At 44.8% G+C, this 19,997-nt stretch carries 17 protein-coding genes; 3 read left to right on the top strand and 14 right to left on the bottom strand.

Annotated features, from left to right (window positions below; genetic code table 11):
* The first annotated feature begins 119 nt into the window (after positions 1-119).
* The 3 genes from QVE09_RS05245 (at position 120) to QVE09_RS05255 (ending at position 2,365) form a co-directional block, all read left to right on the top strand.
* A complete protein-coding gene (locus QVE09_RS05245) occupies positions 120-983 on the top strand; it encodes a class I SAM-dependent methyltransferase (RefSeq protein ID WP_315935976.1) in 864 nt (287 codons plus the stop codon).
* Between the two features lie 2 nt (positions 984-985).
* Positions 986-1,717 (top strand): RluA family pseudouridine synthase, encoded by a 732-nt coding sequence (locus QVE09_RS05250; protein ID WP_315935977.1) that lies wholly within the window; start codon positions 986-988, stop codon positions 1,715-1,717.
* Between the two features lie 300 nt (positions 1,718-2,017).
* Complete coding sequence (locus QVE09_RS05255; protein ID WP_315936100.1) at positions 2,018-2,365, top strand: MGMT family protein; 348 nt, start codon at positions 2,018-2,020, stop codon at positions 2,363-2,365.
* A 104-nt stretch (positions 2,366-2,469) separates the two neighbouring features.
* Here the strand turns inward: QVE09_RS05255 and QVE09_RS05260 are convergent, their stop codons facing one another.
* The 14 genes from QVE09_RS05260 to QVE09_RS05325 form a co-directional block, all read right to left on the bottom strand.
* Positions 2,470-3,981 (bottom strand): DHA2 family efflux MFS transporter permease subunit, encoded by a 1,512-nt coding sequence (locus tag QVE09_RS05260; protein ID WP_315935978.1) that lies wholly within the window; start codon positions 3,979-3,981, stop codon positions 2,470-2,472.
* Positions 3,978-4,424, bottom strand: a complete 447-nt coding sequence (locus QVE09_RS05265) for a MarR family winged helix-turn-helix transcriptional regulator (RefSeq protein ID WP_036613308.1) — start codon at positions 4,422-4,424, stop codon at positions 3,978-3,980. Before QVE09_RS05265 ends, QVE09_RS05260 begins: the two co-directional genes overlap by 4 nt.
* 275 nt (positions 4,425-4,699) lie before the next feature.
* Positions 4,700-5,140, bottom strand: a complete 441-nt coding sequence (locus QVE09_RS05270) for a MarR family winged helix-turn-helix transcriptional regulator (RefSeq protein ID WP_315935979.1) — start codon at positions 5,138-5,140, stop codon at positions 4,700-4,702.
* Between the two features lie 228 nt (positions 5,141-5,368).
* Positions 5,369-7,831: a DNA gyrase subunit A gene (gyrA, locus tag QVE09_RS05275; RefSeq protein WP_315935980.1), complete on the bottom strand. Its 2,463-nt coding sequence runs from the start codon at positions 7,829-7,831 to the stop codon at positions 5,369-5,371.
* Between the two features lie 12 nt (positions 7,832-7,843).
* A complete protein-coding gene (gene parE, locus QVE09_RS05280; RefSeq protein WP_315935981.1) occupies positions 7,844-9,823 on the bottom strand; it encodes a DNA topoisomerase IV subunit B in 1,980 nt (659 codons plus the stop codon).
* Between the two features lie 76 nt (positions 9,824-9,899).
* Positions 9,900-10,889 (bottom strand): ABC transporter permease, encoded by a 990-nt coding sequence (locus QVE09_RS05285; RefSeq protein WP_315935982.1) that lies wholly within the window; start codon positions 10,887-10,889, stop codon positions 9,900-9,902.
* Positions 10,882-11,847, bottom strand: coding sequence for an ABC transporter ATP-binding protein (locus tag QVE09_RS05290; protein WP_315935983.1), 966 nt, complete (start codon positions 11,845-11,847; stop codon positions 10,882-10,884). The genes QVE09_RS05285 and QVE09_RS05290 overlap by 8 nt, the downstream gene beginning before the upstream one ends.
* Positions 11,848-12,717: a GDSL-type esterase/lipase family protein gene (locus tag QVE09_RS05295; RefSeq protein ID WP_315935984.1), complete on the bottom strand. Its 870-nt coding sequence runs from the start codon at positions 12,715-12,717 to the stop codon at positions 11,848-11,850.
* 293 nt (positions 12,718-13,010) lie between these two features.
* A complete protein-coding gene (locus QVE09_RS05300; protein ID WP_315935985.1) occupies positions 13,011-13,826 on the bottom strand; it encodes a CAP domain-containing protein in 816 nt (271 codons plus the stop codon).
* A gap of 317 nt (positions 13,827-14,143) precedes the next feature.
* A complete protein-coding gene (locus QVE09_RS05305; protein ID WP_315935986.1) occupies positions 14,144-14,602 on the bottom strand; it encodes a GNAT family N-acetyltransferase in 459 nt (152 codons plus the stop codon).
* On the bottom strand, positions 14,592-15,779 hold the full coding sequence (gene purT, locus QVE09_RS05310) for a formate-dependent phosphoribosylglycinamide formyltransferase (protein ID WP_315935987.1): 1,188 nt from the start codon (positions 15,777-15,779) through the stop codon (positions 14,592-14,594). Before purT ends, QVE09_RS05305 begins: the two co-directional genes overlap by 11 nt.
* Positions 15,780-16,033: 254 nt before the next feature.
* Positions 16,034-17,056 carry an NAD(P)/FAD-dependent oxidoreductase gene (locus QVE09_RS05315; RefSeq protein ID WP_315935988.1) on the bottom strand — a complete coding sequence of 341 codons (1,023 nt, stop codon included), beginning with the start codon at positions 17,054-17,056 and terminating at the stop codon, positions 16,034-16,036.
* Between the two features lie 62 nt (positions 17,057-17,118).
* A complete protein-coding gene (locus tag QVE09_RS05320) occupies positions 17,119-18,108 on the bottom strand; it encodes an ABC transporter substrate-binding protein (protein WP_315935989.1) in 990 nt (329 codons plus the stop codon).
* A gap of 132 nt (positions 18,109-18,240) precedes the next feature.
* Positions 18,241-19,881 (bottom strand): AraC family transcriptional regulator, encoded by a 1,641-nt coding sequence (locus QVE09_RS05325; RefSeq protein WP_315935990.1) that lies wholly within the window; start codon positions 19,879-19,881, stop codon positions 18,241-18,243.
* Positions 19,882-19,997 lie beyond the last annotated feature (116 nt).

Raw genomic sequence — 19,997 nt, forward strand, 5'->3', positions numbered from 1 at the left:
CTAAACATACTTCACCCTTTTAAGGTCAGATGTAATGATCCCGTCCCCCAACTGGCGTCCAAGCCCTTTTTTGTTGTACAATAGTATCCAAATGACTTTTGAAGGATGGATAAATCATTATGTACGTAGCTAAGAATTGGAAGGACTATGAAGTAATCGATACAGGAGGCGGCGAGAAACTGGAGCGTTGGGGAGATGTGATTTTACGCAGACCCGATCCACAGATTATTTGGCCCCTTGAGCAAGAAACCAATGAATGGCGTCAGGTGCATGGTCACTATCATCGCAGCTCTTCCGGTGGCGGTAACTGGGATATGAAAAAGCCCATTCCTGATCGTTGGACGATCGGATACGAAAACTTGAAATTCCACATTAAACCTACCAGCTTTAAGCACACTGGCCTGTTCCCTGAACAAGCCGCCAACTGGAGCTGGATGATGAATAAAATCTCCAATGCAGGACGCCCTATTTCTGTCTTGAACCTGTTTGCCTATACAGGCGGAGCAACGGTAGCCGCAGCTTACGCAGGCGCTTCTGTTGTGCATGTGGATGCAGCTAAAGGCATGGTTCAATGGGCCAAGGAAAATGTTCAATTATCCGGACTGGCTGATCGCCCTGTTCGTTTTATTACAGATGATGTATTCAAATTCGTACAACGGGAACAACGTCGCGGAAATCGTTACGACGCTATTATTATGGACCCTCCTTCATATGGCCGAGGCCCTAATGGAGAGACATGGAAACTGGAAGAGAACCTATATCCTTTCTTGAAGTCATGTATGACGATCTTGTCGGATAATCCATTATTCATGCTGGTTAACTCCTACACTACGGGCATTTCCTCTACTGTTCTGCGCAACATGTTGACCATGACGATGTCTGCTCAGTACGGTGGTGACATTACTGCAGGTGAAATTGGTCTGCCAATCACACGTAGTGGTCTTGATCTGCCTTGTGGTATTCTGGGCCGTTGGGAGTCTTAATTATGTCAGAACATCGGCATGACCACGATGCGATTCCGATTCTGTTCGAGGACAACCATCTGTTAGGTATTACGAAGCCGGTCAATGTACCTACCCAGGAAGATTCATCCGGTGATCCGGATTTGCTTACATTGCTGAAGCATGATCTGAAAGAACGATACAACAAACCTGGCAATGTTTATCTCGGGTTAGTACACCGACTTGATCGTCCTGTTGGAGGGGCGATGATTTTTGCTAAGACTTCCAAAGCAGCTTCGAGATTGTCCGAGACTGTGCGGGGACGTCATTTCCGTAAAATATATGCGGCTGTTGTACATGGCAAGTTGCCTGCACAGCAGGGAACGTTAAAGCACACGCTCCTGAAAGATGCGCGTACAAATACCGTTACTGTTGTACCTAAGGGTACGGCTGGCGGTAAGGATGCCGTTCTGGATTACCGTGTTATCGGGGAGACAGACCGTTACAGCCTCGTCCATATCGAACTGCACACCGGCAGATCTCATCAGATTAGAGTGCAAATGAAAGAAATCGGCTGCCCTCTATACGGGGATCAGAAGTACGGTGCAAGCGTGAATAAACCCGGACAACAGATTGCTCTGTGGTCTGCCATTGCAGCTTTTCCTCATCCAGTTACCAAGGAAGAAGTTATTCTGCAATCTTTGCCTGCAAGAGAATTTCCTTGGGCAGAATGGCCCGCTGCCGTGTACCAAAAAGCTTTTGGACAACCTCTATAAGTACGTGTTCAAAAAGACTGGTTTTCAGTACCGAGAAGATGGGATGAAGCTAGAAATGGAGTAGCGGAGCGTAGAAAAGCTACGTGAGCAACGGACATTTCGGCTGAATTCCATATTCGATGCTGATGATGCCGATAGGCATCATTCGTAATCAAAAGCGTTTTTTTTGAACAACCTCTATAAGTGCACAGGATCAGGTTGGATCTGTCCATATCACGTGTCGTTCAGATTCTATATCTGAACGACACGTTTTTTCATATTTTCAGCTATATATCTAAGATACAGAGAGGAGACATCATGATGACCCCGTTTACCAAACAAGTCATTGCAATCATCGCGGCGATTCCCGAAGGTAAAGTGATGACTTACGGTCAGATTGCAGCCCATGCTGGAAGTCCAAGAGCTGCGAGACAAGTCGTACGAATCCTGCACTCTATGAGCCGCAAGGAACGTCTGCCCTGGCACCGTGTCGTAAACGTCAAAGGCGAAATCTCCATACCGGACGAACACTCGCGCATGATGCAAGAAACAGAACTGATTAGCGAAGGTGTGGAGTTTCAACTGAACGGAACCATTAATCTCAAACAGTTCGGTCATGAGCCCGATCCTGTATTTCTTATCGATCCAACGATCCAGTCCGAACAATAAGAGTACTCTCCTCCTATCGCGCACACCAAAAAAAGAGAACTCCGGTAGTTAGGGTTACCCCTTCGACTGCTAGAGTTCTCTTTTTTGGTTTTATCTGATATTCGTTACGCTGTAGCCGTCGCTTTTTCCTGTTCTACAGTAACAGGTTCAACAGCTGGTTTCGTTTTACGAATAAAGAACGCCATGATCAAAGCAACCACGGTCATTCCGGTAGCCACGATGAATGCATAGTTAACACCGTAAATCGTTGCATCTGCTGTAGCAGCTATCATTGCTGTCTTATCATTTGGATTAACCTGACCCGCAGCCACTGCATCCGCCAGATGGGTTTTGAGCTTGCTACTCATGATGGTAACAAGAATGGCTGTACCGATCGCACCGGCAACAGTACGCAATGTGTTGGACATCGCTGTACCATGCGCGTTCAGACGTTGAGGCAGTTGATTCAGACCTGCTGTCTGGATCGGCATCATCAGCATCGACATACCGAACATACGAGCCGTGTAGATAAACATCATGTAGCCATAAGTAGTATCGATTGCCAGGCGACTCAGTCCAAAAGTTGTAATTGCCGTAATGGCAAGACCTGCAACCGAAAGCCAGCGTGCGCCCACTTTATCAAATATGCGACCTGTAATTGGGGACATAATCCCCATCAATATCGCACCAGGCATCATCAGAAGTCCTGATTCAATCGGTGAGAAATTACGAATGTTTTGCAGGAAAATAGGAAGCAGGATCATACCTGCAAACATCGCCATGGTCACGAGCATATTGATAATCGTTGTTAATGTATACATGTTGTACTTGAAAATACGGAACTCAAGGAGCGGATGATCTGTTGTCAATTGACGAATAACGAACAGAATCAGGGATATCGCACCTACAACGAGGCATCCAATGACAATTGCACTGCCCCATCCATCGGTACCCGCATCACTGAATCCGTAGAGCAAACTACCAAAACCTAGTGTAGATAAAATAACGCCTGGATAATCCAGTTTAGGTCTGGATTGACGTGTTACGTTTTTGACAAAAGCAATACCGATTGCCGTTGCAATGATAGAGAATGGCAAGATGATGTAGAACAACAATCTCCAGGAATAATGCTCAACCACATAACCTGAAAGTGTAGGTCCAATCGCAGGAGCCAGAATCATCGCGATCCCCATGGTTCCCATGGCCTGACCACGTTTCTCGATTGGGAAGATGGTCAGGAATACAACGGTCATGAGAGGCATCAGGATACCCGCACCTGCCGCTTGAATAACACGACCTACCATCAGAATGGTGAAGGTTGGACTAAGACCACAGACTAACGTTCCTATGGTAAAGAGAGTCATGGCTGTAATGAAAATTTGACGTGTTGAAAATTTCGCAATCAGATATGCCGTAACCGGAATCAGTACACCGTTCACAAGCATGTAACCCGTGGTTAACCATTGGGCTTTGTTTGCATTGATCGCAAGGTCTTCCATGATTTTAGGAAGCGCTACGTTCATCAGGGTTTGGTTCAGGAATGCCACAAAGGCACCAATTAACAATGCCGCTACAATCGGGCCTTTCTTGATGTTGTCCATCGCTGAGGATGGGGCTGCAGCAGTAGTCGTACTCATATGTTGTTCATCTCTCTTCCTTCTAACTTTTCAATCATTTGACTATGAATTCTAAGTAGGTGCTCAAGGTCTTCCTTCGATATATCCAGAATGGGTGACACTCTTTCCATCCACAAATGGTGCGTTTCCTGTTGGGCCTGTTCCCCTTTATCCGTAATCTGAAGCTTAACGGATCGGCGGTCAGCATCCGAACGTGTCCGAACAATATACTCGCCTTTGACCAGTCGTTCCACAACTGCGCTCATGGAACTACTACCCATATGGCATAGTTCAGCCACTTCGTTGATGCCGATGGAAGGACGCTCCCTCAGGATGGATAACACCATGAACTGGATCGAAGTCAGCTCGATCTCCTTGTTTTCATTCCAAAATGCTCGAAAAAGCATTTGATTCACTTGGCGGAACGAATTAATAATATAGAATACTTCATACGTATCAGTCATTGATTCACCCTTTTACTTTTGGAATATAATATTTCGTACACGAAATATCAGGGGAACAATTATTTATTATAACAAAAATATTTACATAGTCAACTCTTTACATATGAATTCACAAAAATAATATTAGGACATACTAACTGTGTTACATCCATGCCTCTACTCAACGAACCTGGACACAGTGTGTAGCATATGTAATTTGTAAATAAAATAACCATAGGGCTCCTGCATGAAACGAGCAGGCACTCCTATGGTTATTCAGAAGAATCAGCATGGTATCATACCGAAGTAGATAAGGCAGGCTCTTTGGTCTTGGATGTTGTCATTTTGCCTAACAGATATACCAGCAATTGTTGATTGTGCATCGAAATGTTACTGAGAACAGAGTTCATGAATTCATTACGGATGGTGATTCCCCGCTCTGTCTCCATTCTTCCTTTCTCTGACAGAGATACCCACACAATGCGTCGATCCTGATTATCCCGATTCCTGCGAATCAGATCATTCTTCTCCATTCGATCGAGCAGCATGGTTACAGCAGCTGGCGTAGTCGACAGATAAGGGATCAGATCCGAAGGTTTCATCTTCTGATGATCTTCAAGTACCTCCAGAACAGCCAGCTGAGCCTCCGTTAATGAGGGTGCCAGCTCTTGATCCATATGCAATTTATAATCTTTGGTTAACCTGGACCAGCACTTGGCAAAATCGGAATTATACATCTTGCATCGCTCCTCTCTGCAACCGGTTATCACTTCACCTGCTTAAGTTTTCGCGCTCCAAAGCCGCATTCCTGCTGCCTTTTTTCAATTTCCTAGCGATCGACCGTAATCGACGAAGGTTGTTAAACTTCGCATAGATGCCCTCTTCTAATCCGCCTTCGAACAACAAAAAAAGACTCCTCGCATGACAGGATTAGCTGTTCTGCGAAAAGTCTCGTTTGTTTGTTTTTATGAAGATGATGCTGGTTGATTCTCATTGAAGTCCCTTAGAAGTTCAACGATCTCGTCCTGTTTGTCCACAGGAACGATCAGCTTGCCAATATGTTTGCGCTCTGTAATCGGAACACCTTCCGAAGAGATCGGGAACACTTGGCCTTCTTTGGTCATTACAGTGATCTTACGTTGCTCTTTGCAATAAAACGCTCCAACAATACGGCTACCATTCGGTTTCACACGCTTGCCTTCTTTGAACTCAAATGTGGCAAGCCCCTTGCCTCCACGGCTCTGTATAGCGTAATCCAGAAGTAATGATCGTTTACCATATCCCAGATCGGACAACACGGCAACTTCACCTTCATCTCCTTCTACCCATAGAGCGGATACAACTTCATCTGTATCTCTTAACTGAATACCACGAACACCACCGGATACACGTCCCATTGGATTAACCTCATCCTCTCGGAAACGAATCGCCATGGCTTCTTTTGTAATCAACATAATATCTTGACCACCTGTACTCAGATGTACAGATAACACTTCATCGTCCTTGCCCACTTTACAAGCCGCAACTGCACCGGAACGCTTGGTAACGTAATCCTTCAGCTCCGTTCGTTTCACCTGTCCTCTTCGCGTGACGAAGACCAGACTGTGATTCGGCTCTTCAAAGGATTTCACAGCAAGCACACTTGCAATACGGTCATCTTTCGCAAGTGGAATGACATTCACAATGGCTGTGCCTGGATCTTTCCACTTGAATTCAGGTACCTGGTGAACAGGTAACAGGAAGTACTGACCTTTCCTCGTAAAGACAAGCAAATTCTCAAGTGTATTTACTTCCAGAACCTGCGCGATATAATCGCCTTCTTTTACACCACTTCCGCTCCGTTCACCACCAGAACGTGTAAAGGATTGCATGCCTGTACGTTTCACGTATCCCTCTTTGGATAACGTAACAAATACATCTTCCGCATTCACAAGTACTTCGAGATTAACCTTGAGTTCTTCCACTTCACCCTGGATCGCAGAACGACGGTCTATGCCGTATTTCTCACGAATCTCCATCAATTCTTTGCGGATAACTCCGATGAGCTTGCGGTCACTATCCAGAATGGATTGTAATTGGGCAATCTTTTTCATCAGTTCACCGAGTTCCTTCTCCAGAGAATTGATCTCCAGATTCGTCAAACGGTACAATTGCAACGTAAGGATGGAATCCGCTTGGCGTTCTGTGAATCCAAACATCCACATCAGGTTATTTTGAGCATCCTGACGGTTTTTCGATGCTTTGATCGCTGCAATGACCTCGTCGAGGATGTTAAGTGCTTTTACCAGGCCCTCGAGCACATGCGCACGGTCTTGCGCCTTCTCCAGCTCAAACCGGGTACGGAATGTCACAACTTCCCGCTGATGGGCAATGTAAGCCTCGAGGATCGATTTCAATCCTAATTGGTGAGGTGCTTTATTCACAATAGCAACCATATTGAAATTATAGGTGACCTGCAGGTCGGTTTTCTTCAGCAAATAGGCCAAAATACCTTGTGCGTCCGCTTCTTTTTTCAACTCAACCACGATTCGCAGACCTTCTCGCCCGCTCTCATCACGCACTTCGGCAATACCTTCAACCTTCTTCTCAAGTCGGATGTTCTCCATCGCTGTAACCAGTCGAGACTTCACGACCTGATAAGGAATTTCGGTAATGACGATCTGCTGTTTGCCACCGCGCATGTTTTCGATTTCGGTTTTGGACCGGATATAGATCCGTCCCTTACCTGTGCGATAGGCATCCAGAATACCGTCACCGCCCATAATCAATCCGCCTGTTGGAAAGTCAGGACCCTTCATAAACATCATGATCTCGTCCAGTTCAATCGACGGTTTCTCCATCACAGCGATGGAAGCATCAATGACTTCACGCAAATTGTGTGGAGGAATCTCCGTTGCAAACCCTGAGGAGATACCGCTGACACCATTAACCAGCAAGTTCGGATAACGGGATGGCAATACAACCGGTTCTTTGGCCGTATTATCAAAATTATCCTTAAACAGCACCGTCCGTTTCTCGATATCGCGAAGCATCTCCATCGCGATGGGCGACAAACGGGCCTCCGTATACCGCATCGCCGCTGCCGGGTCATCATCCTGTGATCCCCAGTTACCATGACCGTCCACGAGCATATGGCCCATTTTCCATGGCTGAGCCATCCGCACCATGCCCTCATAGATGGATGAGTCACCATGTGGATGATAATTACCCATTACGTCCCCAACGGTTTTGGCAGACTTGCGGTAAGTCTTGTCAGGCGTATTACCTGAATCGTACATGGCGTACAGAATACGCCGTTGTACTGGCTTCAACCCATCCCGGACATCCGGAATGGCTCGATCCTGAATAATATATTTGGAGTAGCGACCGAAACGGTCCCCTACGACCTCTTCGAGAAAGGCCGGCATAAATTGTTCTGATGGACTCATTCCAAGCACCTTCTATTCTTCGTACTCTGTAAAGTCGACGTTCTCTACAATCCAGCGTTTCCGCGGATCAACCTTATCACCCATGAGCGTAGATACACGACGTTCTGCTTTTGCTGCATCAACAATCTGTACCTTCAGCATCGCACGAGTTTCCGGATTCATTGTTGTCTCCCACAGTTGATCCGGATTCATCTCACCAAGACCTTTATAACGTTGAAGCTCAACATTATTACCGAATTCTTTCATATAATTCGCCAGTTCTTCATCCGTCCATGCATATCGAACACTCGCGAGCTTACCAGACTTACGAGTAAGTTTGTACAATGGCGGCTGAGCGATATATACTTTGCCTGCATCAATTAAAGGCTTCATATAACGATAAAAGAAGGTCAACAACAGCACCTGAATATGTGCGCCGTCCGTATCCGCATCGGTCATAATGATAATTTTGGAATAATTGCTGTCTTCAACTGCAAATTCGGTTCCAATGCCCGCCCCGATCGCCGCTGTAATGGCACGGTATTCTTCATTTTTGAGAATATCGGCCAGCTTCGATTTTTCCGGATTGAGCGGTTTTCCCTTGAGCGGCAGAATAGCCTGAATCTTCGAGTCACGTCCCTGTTTGGCAGAACCACCTGCGGAATCACCTTCGACAATAAACAACTCATTTCGGGTAAAATCCTTTGATTGTGCCGGCGTCAGTTTGCCGTTCAGGTTGGAACTCTCACTGCGTTTCTTGCCTGTACGCATATCATCACGTGCTTTGCGAGCTGCTTCTCTGGCTCTGGAGGCTTGAACCGCTTTGCGAATTAACGTTTGCGCTACCTGCGGGTTTTCTTCCAGAAACCTTTGAATATTTTCGGACACGACCGAATCCACTGCACTTCGAGCGGAAGCGCTACCGAGCTGATCCTTCGTCTGACCTACGAACTCAACATCTGACATTTTGACACTGATGACGGCCATCATACCTTCACGCAGGTCATTACCTTCGAGGTTTTTATCTTTTTCCTTAATCATGCTGGTACGCCGTGCGTAATCATTCATTACACGGGTATACGCAGCCCTGAATCCGGTCTCATGTGTACCGCCGCCCCGAGTAGGGATCGAGTTCACGAACGAAGCCAGTGTTTCCGTATAACCCGCGTTATACTGGATTGCCACTTCGACTTCAATGTCATCCTTCTCCGCATAGAAGTGAATAACATCATGCAGCACATCTTTATTTTCGTTAAGAAAAGCAACAAACTGGCTTGCTCCGCCTTCATACATGTATTCATCCTGATTGCCCGAACGTTCGTCCTTGAGCACGATTCTCAGACCTGAATTCAGAAAAGCAATCTCCTGAAGGCGTTCTGCCAATGTATCATAATTAAATTGAATGCCGTTCTGGAACACCCGAATATCCGGTTTGAATGTAACTTTTGAACCTGTACGATTGGTATTGCCCAACACTTCGAGACCGGAGACCGGTTCACCGACATGTTCAATCCCTTTTTTGTCCTTCCAATACTCGAATCGCTGACGATGAATCTTGCCATCACGGAAAATCTCGACTTCAAGCCACTCGGACAATGCGTTTGTAACTGACGCACCTACACCGTGCAAACCGCCTGATTTTTTGTATCCTGATCCACCGAACTTTCCGCCTGCGTGCAAAATCGTAAACACGACCTGGGGAGTAGGAATCCCTGTTTTATGTATACCTGTCGGAATTCCCCTTCCGTTATCCTGAACCGTAATAGAACCGTCCTTATGCAGCGTGATATCGATTTTGGAGCAGAATTTGGCGAGATGTTCGTCGACAGCGTTGTCGACAATTTCCCATACCAAATGATGTAGACCCGAAGTGCTGGTGCTGCCGATGTACATCCCCGGCCGTTTCCGTACCGCTACCAACCCTTCAAGTACTTGAATGTCGTCCGCGTCGTAGCCTGAAGACCCCTGTCCTCCGCCTGTCGAACCTGCCGACATATCGATTTGCTCGACCATTCATGCTCCCCCTTCTTAACTTGCAACTAAAAAAATGCCTAAAATGCAAACAGATGTTTTCTTATCCTTGTCCATTTTAATTCAAGATATCCCGTTTCGTAAAGACAATGAATGACACAATGAGTGAAGCAACGCCCCAAACACTAAGCACAATAAGGGAAAAACCTAAATTCATACCCTCGATTGGTGGTAATCCGCCTGACAAATAATCAGGAAGTTCGAGATTAACCATGAACAGATATTTTGCTGTCTGCCAGGATGCAGCCATACTGGTCAAGATTGTTCCTGCAATCAGCGCAGCCATCATGATAACGATACTTGCAGCTGTACTTCGCACAAGTACGGATACCATAAATGCAAGCATAGCCACAATTACACTCACAAACCAGATCAGTCCTGCCTGCATAAGCATATACAGCCACTGGTCTACAGCATGCACTGACGACATATCAACATCTGTTCCCACAACTTTGAATCCTGTGAAGATTGGCATGTTGAAGCCTTTGTAACCAAAGACCGCACCCGATATGACATAACATATAATGTAGGCTGATACCACTATGATCGAAACAAACATAATCAGCGTAATTAATTTACTAAGAAGCACTTTCCAGCGTCTAACCGGACGCGTTAAAAGCATTTTAATCGTACCTGTCGTACGTTCACCCGAAACAAGATCTGAAGCAATAGCCATGATTAACAATGGAATAAACAATCCAACCGCGTTGTTCATGAACTCCCTCGTAAAGGTAACACCACCCGGTTCTTTGGGATTGATGTCATTTTCAAGATAATACTGCATCTGCTGGATATATACTGTCCTATATTTCTTGTACTCTTCAGGTACCCGATCGCTACCGAGGGAGTTTTGATTGTCTGTGATGGCCTGTTGCAGTTCAAGCCGCCAATCGCCGCCAAACTTGTCGCGATTATTCTCCGCAGATTTCATCTGGGCATACGTAAACATCGGTACGAGGACCGCAAGTACAATAAATATAATATAAAGCCGTTTTTTCTTCACCATCTTAATCGTTTCATTGCGGATCAGCGGCATGATATTACTCAATGGATTCACCTTCTGTCATTTTTAAGAATAGTTGTTCGAGCGTAGGCTGAATCCGCTGTACCCCTTCAACCTGTACACCAGCTTGAACCATCTGCTGCACCAGATCAGGGATTCGATCTTCATGCATCTCGGCAACCACAGCGTTGAGACCAAGGCCCGCAACAATGGTATCATCCATCACATCCGCAGGTCTACTTACCAGAGCAATGCCTGCATCCAGTAACATCTTTTTGCCTTGCTCCAGAGGTGAAACATGCCATATAGCCAACTTGGAATGATCTTCAATCAGTTCGCTTACGCCTCCAACGGCAAGCACACGCCCAGCACTGATAATCGCTACTCTGTCACAGAGAAGTTGAATCTCACTTAACAAGTGACTGCTGACAAATACAGCCATACCTTCACTGGCAAGTTGCTTAATAAAGACACGGAGTTCCTTAATGCCTTTTGGATCAAGGCCATTCGTCGGTTCATCCAGAATGAGCAGACGCGGTCGCCCAAGCAACGCTTGTGCAATACCGAGCCGCTGACGCATACCCAATGAGTATGTTCTGACTTTATCGTGAATGCGCTGATCCAGACGCACAATATCCACAACTTCCTGAATGCGCTCGTTGTCCACACCTGGTTGCATGCGGGCAAAATGCTCCAGGTTCTCCCACCCTGTCAGATATGTATATACCTCCGGATTCTCAACAATGGAGCCTACATACTTTAAAGCACGCTCAGGGTCCCGATTCACATCATAACCACAGACTTTAATTTTTCCTTCTGTCGGTTTGATCAGATCCACCAGCATCCGTATCGTAGTTGTTTTTCCGGCACCGTTGGGACCGAGAAATCCGAAGATTTCACCAGGTTTTACGTCAAATGTAACGTCTTTAATGATCCACTTGCGTCCGATCCGCTTTTTCAGATTCTGTACCGATAGGACGGAATCATACTGCTGCTCTGCCATTTAATTTCCGCTCCCTTCTGCTGGTGTATCCGCCTGGAATTCCTGTGCAATCCGAACTGCAATTTGCTCATAACCTTGTCCGTTGGGATGGAAATGATCTGACGAGAGATACTCCCCCAGATGATTTTCAAACAAATCGAATGTAGGGACCAGTGTCATCTTGTCCTCATTGTTCAAAATAGCCAGTGCAGCATCGTTCCATGCTGCAACCACTGCATTACCCGGCTTCTCCAGTTCCTTCACATCGCCAAATGGATTGTACAACCCTATGTACGCAATCTGTGCATCGGGATTAATTTCTTTGACTTTCTTCAATATCTCTTGAAGGCGTTTGGACGTTTTCGGCAAAGCCGCTGCCAGTTGCTCTGCTGTTGGCGGATCTTGCCCCTGCAAAACTTGTCCTCCCTGGAACAAATCATTTGCGCCAATCGAGAGCAAAATAAAATTGGACTGCTGCAGGACGTAACGCACGCCTTGCTCATCGAGTTTTTCCAATAAAGCATCCGTTCTCAAACCGTTAACACCCAGATTATTAAGAACCTGAACGTCATATCCTTTATCTTTAAGCAGATTTCCTGCACGTCTCACGAAACCAAGTCCTTCATCATCCCCCGTACCTCTTGCCAGGGAATCGCCAATGACGGCCATCCGAATCTTGCCATCTTCCACGACAGCCGTTTGCCCCTCATTATTCTTAGGTGGTACAGTTGTCTCCTGGCCTGTACTTAATGCGGAATCTCCCTCGGGGAAAATCACGTCTTTTATAGCGTATCCAAATCCAAATAACAACAACAAGGTTGCCAAGATGGATACTGTACTGACAGTTCTCCAGATCCATGGTGCTGAATCAAGGCTTTTTTTCTTTTTCATCATCACATCTCCGCTCATGTACACCAGTCTGGGTGCTTTATAATTTATAATGACTTTACATTAAGGCGTGTCTGAAAATCCGCTTCCTTCGGAGTTTTCAGACACGCCTTAATGATGCTATTCCTAAATAACATAAATGTTCTGTCGTTAATTTGCAAATTTTGGCGCTATATTCGCAGAATTCATTTTCCTTATGTCATTTTACGGAAAAAAGGTTATACCATACACAGATTTGAACTGTGCTGGCATAACCTTCTGGAAAAGAAATTCATACTTTCTTCATTATAAATCGATTACTTACCGATAAACTCTTGTGCCCAGTATCCGTTGTAGTAACCTACACCGATATGTGTAAAGTTTTTGCTCAGGATATTGGCACGGTGACCTTCACTATTCATCCAGGCTGTAACAACTTCCTGAGGTGTTTTTTGTCCTTTGGCAATGTTCTCACCTGCATAGCTGTAAGTTACTCCGAATTGTTTCATCATATCAAACGGAGAACCATACGTAGGAGACTGGTGATCAAAATAGTTATTGTTACTCATATCTTTTACTTTGGCTACAGCTACTTTGTCCAGAAGAGCATCTGAAGTCAGAGCATTCAGACCTGCTTTAGCACGCTCAGCGTTCACAAGTTTTACAACTTGAGTAGCAAAATCAGATTGTGTGCTTTCGCTACCATTATTACTTGTATTGTTACCTGTATTACCTGTGTTACCCGTGTTTGAAGGATCTTTAGCCGGTGTAGTTGCCGGTTTTTCTTCTTGAGTTGGTTGTGCTGGTTTAGTCGGTTGCTCAGGCTTAGTTGTTGGCTCAGCAGGTTTTGTTGTTGGCTGAGTTGGTTTTGTTGTCGGCTCAGCAGGTTTCGTCGTTTGATCAGGCTGCGTAGCAGGTTTCTCTACAATTTGCCCGTCGGATACGGTGAATCCGTTTTGTTTGAGCCATTTCTCAATATAAGCTTTCAAGCTGTCTGTACTTGTAATTTTGTACGTTGTGATAGTCTTATATGTTGAATCTGCAGCAGACGCTGAAGCAGGAAGCATTACCCCTACGGCCAGTACGGCTGTCAGACTACTCGTTACGACAGTTTTCATCCATTTCTTTTTCAAATTCATTCATCTCCTTAAGATTAGTTATTACAACTTTGTAATTAATACTCTAGCAGTATATCAATTCGACAGGAGATTGTGAACCTATAAAATATGGAAAAGTAACTTTTTTGTCATTTTCTAGAATGTTTCAGATTTGTCCTGATCGCTTATCCTGTAATGCTCCATCCCCGTTGACAAAACCATAAAAAAAAGACATTCAGACTAAAAATGCTAGTCGAATGTCGCTTCACCATCTATTTATCATTCACTACACCAGAATGTGCAGATCAGGATATCATGAGAATTTCCATGCAATAGAATAAACTTTTTATATACTATAGAAGAACTTTACTGAACCGATAGCCTCTCTTCTGAAAACCAATGTGCTCATAAAAAGAGTACGTTGTTGAAGTCACTTCACGGTTCGCACCCGTGACAAACAGTTGTTTACCACCTTGCTGTTTGCCCCAATCTTCGGCACGAGCCATCAGACGACGGCCAATACCACTACCACGATGTTCTTGACCTACAATCAGGGAAGTAATCTGTGCGGCAGGTTCTGGATAGGCATGACTTTGCACACATTGCAAGCCAATCACACCAATAATTTGTTCATCCACTTCGGCAACAAGCATGCATGCGTTTGGATTGGTTTCCAAACATTCAATACGTTCTTTCATGACATTGGCTGTTGTCGGATAGCTGACCTCTCGCATCAGTCCCGTTACCGCTTCAGCATCTCGCAGTTCACACTCTCGGATCATCAGTACAGGGGCCTCAACATTATTGGACATGATTTACCTCCACTTTCAGCATATTAGCGGCTTTTACCGCTGTTTTACGAGCTTCTTCCACATCTTGACCAGCACTTAAGGCTACAGCCATTCGGCGTCCTACTTTGGTCTCAGGTTTGCCAAATACACGAATCTGAGTACGAGGAAGAGCCAGTGCTTCTTCAATCCCGCCTACAGTAAAGTCAGATGTTTCATCATTAGCCTTCAGCGTTGCTGAAGCTCCCGGTGTCAACAGATGTACACCTGTGACCGGAAAACCAAGAATTGCACGTACATGCAGCGCAAACTCGGAACTGTCTTGCGTCACCATTGTAACCATACCTGTGTCATGTGGACGAGGAGATACCTCGCTGAACACAACACCATCCGATGTGAGGAACAATTCCACTCCAAACAGTCCATACCCGCCAAGTTCATCCGTGACGGATTTGGCAATATGACAAGCTTGCTGCCATTGCTCAGGAGTCATTGCATGAGGTTGCCAGGATTCGACATAATCCCCATCCTTCTGAATATGACCAATCGGAGGACAAAATACGGTGCCTGATACAGACCTAACGGTAAGTAATGTAATCTCACTGTCAAATTGCACAAAGCTCTCCACAATAACACGAACGGATTTGCCACGAGCCCCCGAAAGAGCAATGTTCCAGCAATCCTCCACGTCGCCCGGTGTTCGGCATACACTCTGCCCTTTGCCGGAAGAACTCATTAATGGTTTAATGACACAAGGTGTGCCAAGCTCACGTACGGCTTCCTGAAGTTGTTCCAGGTTGTCCGCAAAAAGGTAATCAGCTGTCGGAAGTTTCAATTGTTCGGCTGCAAGCCGACGGATGCCTTCGCGATCCATCGTTAGACGTGCAGCTCGGGCAGTAGGTACTACACAAAATCCCTCTTCCTCAAGCTCCAGTAAAGCTTCTGTTGCAATAGCTTCAATCTCAGGTACGATGTAATGAGGTTTTTCTTTACGGATCAATTGTTTCAAAGCTTCGGCATCCAGCATGTCGATGCAGTAAGACCGGTGCGCGACCTGCATTGCAGGTGCGTTCTCATAACGATCAACAGCGATCGTCTCTACTCCCAGTCGTTGGGCCTCAATAACGACCTCTTTTCCCAATTCTCCACTGCCTAATAGCAGCATTTTTTTGGCTTGAGCCGTAAAAGGAGCACCCCACATGTTCTTTCCAATCCTCCCAAAGAGAAATCTTCTATATATCTGTCTCTCTATTTTCGGGGTTTTGGTTAAAGATTGCAAGAGTGCTCCCTATTTTTCTTGTGAATTTTACAAGATTTTTTGTGTTTTTTCGATCAAATTTTACAATTACCGCTCACAGATTCGATACTCCTTCCATTCCTCCCAAAATTAAGGAAATGTTAAAAGAGCAGACTTCAATACTCCAGCGAATTGAAATAAGCAAACAAATCCCAAGTTTAAAGACTTGGGATTTGTCGATTTTTTTCTCTGAAGATTTCATTATGTGAAGAAACGTAAGCCATCTGGGGTGCGTCTGGCGTCATATATTGTTTCGCACTATTAACTGCCACGATCGCATCATTGAAAGCTCCTGCAATGAGCCTAACTTTGCTATCGTGCGTCGCACAGTCTCCTGCTGCAAAAACACCCGGCAGACTCGTCTGTGCATGGTGACTCATTATAACCATTCCATCGTCCATTTCTAAGCCACAACTGGCAAGATCACTTAAATTGCTTTTATATCCATGACTAACTACGACTTCATCCACATCTAACAATACATTGTCCTGACTCTCCATATGCGTAATTACAACCTGATGGATACGTTCACCATGATTATGAAGCCGTGTGATACTATATGGTGTTCTGACATCCGTTACATTGTTCATCTCGCTAACATTGCGTTCCATTGCACGAAACTCATTTTTTCGGTGGACGACCACTACGCTCCGTGCAAGTTGAGCAAGTTCAATTGCCCAATCTACTGCACTGTTGCCTCCTCCTGAAATGAGCACACGTTTCCCGGAAAAATGTTCTGGATTTTGCACGGTGTAATGAAGATTCTCATGCTCATATTGAATCGGCTCCTGAAGCTCCAATTTCTGAATTTCTGCGATACCGCGGCCTACTGCGACAATGATTGTACGCGTATAGTGTATGTCGCCTTCAGCAGTATACAGAGCCAAAATCTCGTTGTCCAGTCGAGCGAACCGATCTATTTTGCAATTCAATTCAACCGTTGGATTAAAGGTATTCGCCTGCTGAACCAGATACTCAATCAACTTTGAACACTTCATTGGTGGCAGGCCACCCACATCCCAAATAGTTTTTTCGGAATAGGTATGCAGAAAACCACCAAGTTGGTCTTTGCCGTCAATGATCTTAACTCTCATATCACGCATCCCGGCATAAAAGGCCGCATATAATCCTGCCGGTCCGCCTCCGACGATGGTCAAGTCATAGATATCTTCCTTATTCATTTTGGACACATCCTGTTATTTAGTAGTGAATTTAGAGATATGTGTAACATGAACCGTTTGCCTTATTTATTTTTCTCTTCAAAAACAGCTACAATGTCATCAATAACATACTCGTCAGCCAGTGGAGACATCCCCAGATTGAGCCATTCCTTACCACCAACCATGTACACATGATCATTTTTGACTGCTTTCAGATTTTTCCATAGTGAAGTTGCCAACATCTCTTCAAATTTCTTCTTAATTTCAGGATTCTTATCGTCATCCAGTTGAACGATCAAGTGATCTGCATCGTATTCAGGCAACACTTCCATGGATACGGACATGGCAACTTGATCTTTTGGGAAATTCGGGAGCGGATTCATACCCAGACGCTTGTGCACAAAGTTTCCACGGTCAAGGTTCTCCCCGTGAAGGACGATTTCTTTTTCCATGACTCGAATATAGAGAACTGTTTCTTCTCCAATCATCTCGTTTAATTTGTCGGCTGCAACTTTTTCCTTCGCTACCAAATCTTCAATAACCTTTTCTGCCTGTTCTTCTTTGTCCAGAATTTTGGCAATATCCCGCAATTCGTCCCGCCAATCATCACGTTGTGGAAGAAGTACAGTCGGTGCAATCAGAGAAAGCTGATCATAATCCTTTTCGGACCACCAGTCAGGAGCTATAATCAAATCAGGCATTGTCTCCATAACCGCTTCAAAATTCGGCGTTCGTGCGATGCCCATTTTCATGGTATTCGCGAATGGCTCTTCCAAATAAGAAGGATGATCCTCGTGATAGTTCTGCACAGCAACAGGTACGATGCCAAGTGCATACAAAAACTCCGGATATACTAGGGACAGACCCACTACTCTTTGTGGTTCAACCGGGATTTCAATTTCTCCCATCTTTGTAGTCACTTTTTTTACCTGACTTGTTTCTATTGTGGATGTATTGGCAGAACCAGTCTTTTGACCTTCGCTCGTAGCCTCATCTTGCCCCGCTGCACCACAAGCCGAAATAATGAGCACCAACATCATGGTGCATAGTACCGTTAACCATCTGAATCTCATTCTTTATGTACCCCCTATATGGCATTTAGTTATGACAACGTCTAATTAATAATAATTATCATTATCATTATGATATAGGAGTAAGTATATTAAAATATGTTCAGGTATGATATTGACTATTCAGACTTTTTGCTATGGACGATCTTGCCATAACTTTAATATTTCATCCAATATAAGCTCATGAGTAAACGCAGTGTAGTCCAGTAGGACGCTCGACAAAAGGATATCCATTCTGCCATTCTGTACCGCTAACAACTCAAGCCATTCTTCAGACTTACGCACAGCAGACCATGTCTGTCTGGATGTCTCATCATCACCCACAATCAGTAATATTCTTTCAACGTTGAGAACAGACAACTCCCTAATGGTTACTGTGCCCCGTTCCCAATAAGTCTCAACTCCTTCGGGACCCTCCATTTGCATATCAACGTAAAAAACGGAAGCAATGCTCCTTCGGCCTAACATCTGCAACGCTTCACCATAAACTCTGAGTACAACTAATCTGTCTTTTCGTATGAAATCCGCAAGCCGGTCCTTTATGGTCGTTGCCTTCTCTTCATATCTTTGAAGCCATACCTCTGCAATATCAGACCTGTCCAAAAAGCTTGCAACATATCTCAAATGCTCTCTCCAATCTCCTTGTTCCCACGGGAGGTCACACACAGGAGCAATGGAATGAAGCTGTCTTTGCAAATCCTCAGACTCCGTCCCAACAGTAATAATATAATCAGGTTTAACTAATCGAAGCTGTTCCAGCCAGGTAGACTCACTCTCTGCGAGTGGCATAACTTTGTCCGTTTCATATTTACGTCTATAATAGTATGTCCATGGATGACTTGCTGGCGCTGCACAGGGAATGATCTGCAATGCAAGCAGTATACCAATGCTCAAAGAATGAACTGCAGCAATTTTTTGTTTGCTATTACGTATAAACGCTGCTGGTGGAATGCCAGAGATTTGCTTGAATTTACGCCGGAAATACGTCTCATCCTGATAACCCACGTACGATGCCACATCCTTGAGTCGATAACTGTGATCATTTCTCATTAAGATCTGGGCTTGTTTAATTCGATATAGAGTTAAATAGTCAACAGGACTATAGCCATACCTTTTCTTGAATAAACGCATGAAGTGTCGCGGGCTCATTCGTGCCACATTTGCTAATTCCTCAATGGTTAATCTCTTGGAATAATTCTGCTCCATGTAGGCTTTAACATGTTCAATTGGTGAAGTCAGATCCGTCTTTTCGGCACAGGCCACGTCGTAAAACAGGGTATACAACAGTTCCTGAAAACGAATCTGACCATAGTACCTTTGCAAGCCATCCTTCTTCAATGTGTGGTGGTAAATCATCTGACAGATCACGCCAACAGCAACGGGCGAAGATGAGCTGACCTCGCCATTCACTTCATTACGTAAAAGTTGTTTCATCATATCAAGGGCGGTTCCACCCTCCTGCTCCAGTGCGTACATGACATCAAAACTCATGTGATACACGCCTCGTTCATCCAACGAATGCACATTTGCCTCAACCAGTTGCCCCGGGAAGCCTACATACAGTCCGCCCGCTTTCAATTCAATGAAACTGCCATCTATCTTTAACCACCCTTGTCCACTGGCTACAAATAATAACATGTATGTTTCAATGAAGTGTTTCCTCAGAAGCCACTCCGTCGCAGAGTCACTCGTATAATTCACGTGAAGGAGCCTAAAATTCATATGATCCAGGTGATCCAAATGCTTTGAATTTATTTCGTTGTTGTCCATCTGCATTGATCTCCCTCCAGCCATGAACGATTGTATTAATTTCATTCTTCAAAAATATAACATACCACACTGACAAATAAAAAAAACACTCCGGCTATCCTCTAACCTGTCTTCAATGAATA

Origin of the sequence: Paenibacillus sp. ClWae2A, assembly GCF_032452295.1 — a bacterium.
GTDB lineage: Bacteria > Bacillota > Bacilli > Paenibacillales > Paenibacillaceae > Paenibacillus.

Bases quoted from the DNA above. Each gene is read 5' to 3' on its own strand.
- purT (WP_315935987.1), bottom strand. From the start codon at position 15,779: ATGTGGGGTGCTCCTTTTACGGCTCAAGCCAAAAAAATGCTGCTATTA.
- parE (WP_315935981.1), bottom strand. From the start codon at position 9,823: ATGGTCGAGCAAATCGATATGTCGGCAGGTTCGACAGGCGGAGGACAG.
- QVE09_RS05250 (WP_315935977.1), top strand. From the start codon at position 986: ATGTCAGAACATCGGCATGACCACGATGCGATTCCGATTCTGTTCGAG.
- QVE09_RS05320 (WP_315935989.1), bottom strand. From the start codon at position 18,108: ATGAGATTCAGATGGTTAACGGTACTATGCACCATGATGTTGGTGCTC.
- gyrA (WP_315935980.1), bottom strand. From the start codon at position 7,831: ATGAGTCCATCAGAACAATTTATGCCGGCCTTTCTCGAAGAGGTCGTA.
- QVE09_RS05305 (WP_315935986.1), bottom strand. From the start codon at position 14,602: ATGTCCAATAATGTTGAGGCCCCTGTACTGATGATCCGAGAGTGTGAA.
- QVE09_RS05290 (WP_315935983.1), bottom strand. From the start codon at position 11,847: ATGGCAGAGCAGCAGTATGATTCCGTCCTATCGGTACAGAATCTGAAA.
- QVE09_RS05315 (WP_315935988.1), bottom strand. From the start codon at position 17,056: ATGAATAAGGAAGATATCTATGACTTGACCATCGTCGGAGGCGGACCG.
- QVE09_RS05255 (WP_315936100.1), top strand. From the start codon at position 2,018: ATGACCCCGTTTACCAAACAAGTCATTGCAATCATCGCGGCGATTCCC.
- QVE09_RS05265 (WP_036613308.1), bottom strand. From the start codon at position 4,424: ATGACTGATACGTATGAAGTATTCTATATTATTAATTCGTTCCGCCAA.
- QVE09_RS05260 (WP_315935978.1), bottom strand. From the start codon at position 3,981: ATGAGTACGACTACTGCTGCAGCCCCATCCTCAGCGATGGACAACATC.
- QVE09_RS05325 (WP_315935990.1), bottom strand. From the start codon at position 19,881: ATGCAGATGGACAACAACGAAATAAATTCAAAGCATTTGGATCACCTG.
- QVE09_RS05245 (WP_315935976.1), top strand. From the start codon at position 120: ATGTACGTAGCTAAGAATTGGAAGGACTATGAAGTAATCGATACAGGA.
- QVE09_RS05295 (WP_315935984.1), bottom strand. From the start codon at position 12,717: ATGAAAAAGAAAAAAAGCCTTGATTCAGCACCATGGATCTGGAGAACT.
- QVE09_RS05270 (WP_315935979.1), bottom strand. From the start codon at position 5,140: ATGTATAATTCCGATTTTGCCAAGTGCTGGTCCAGGTTAACCAAAGAT.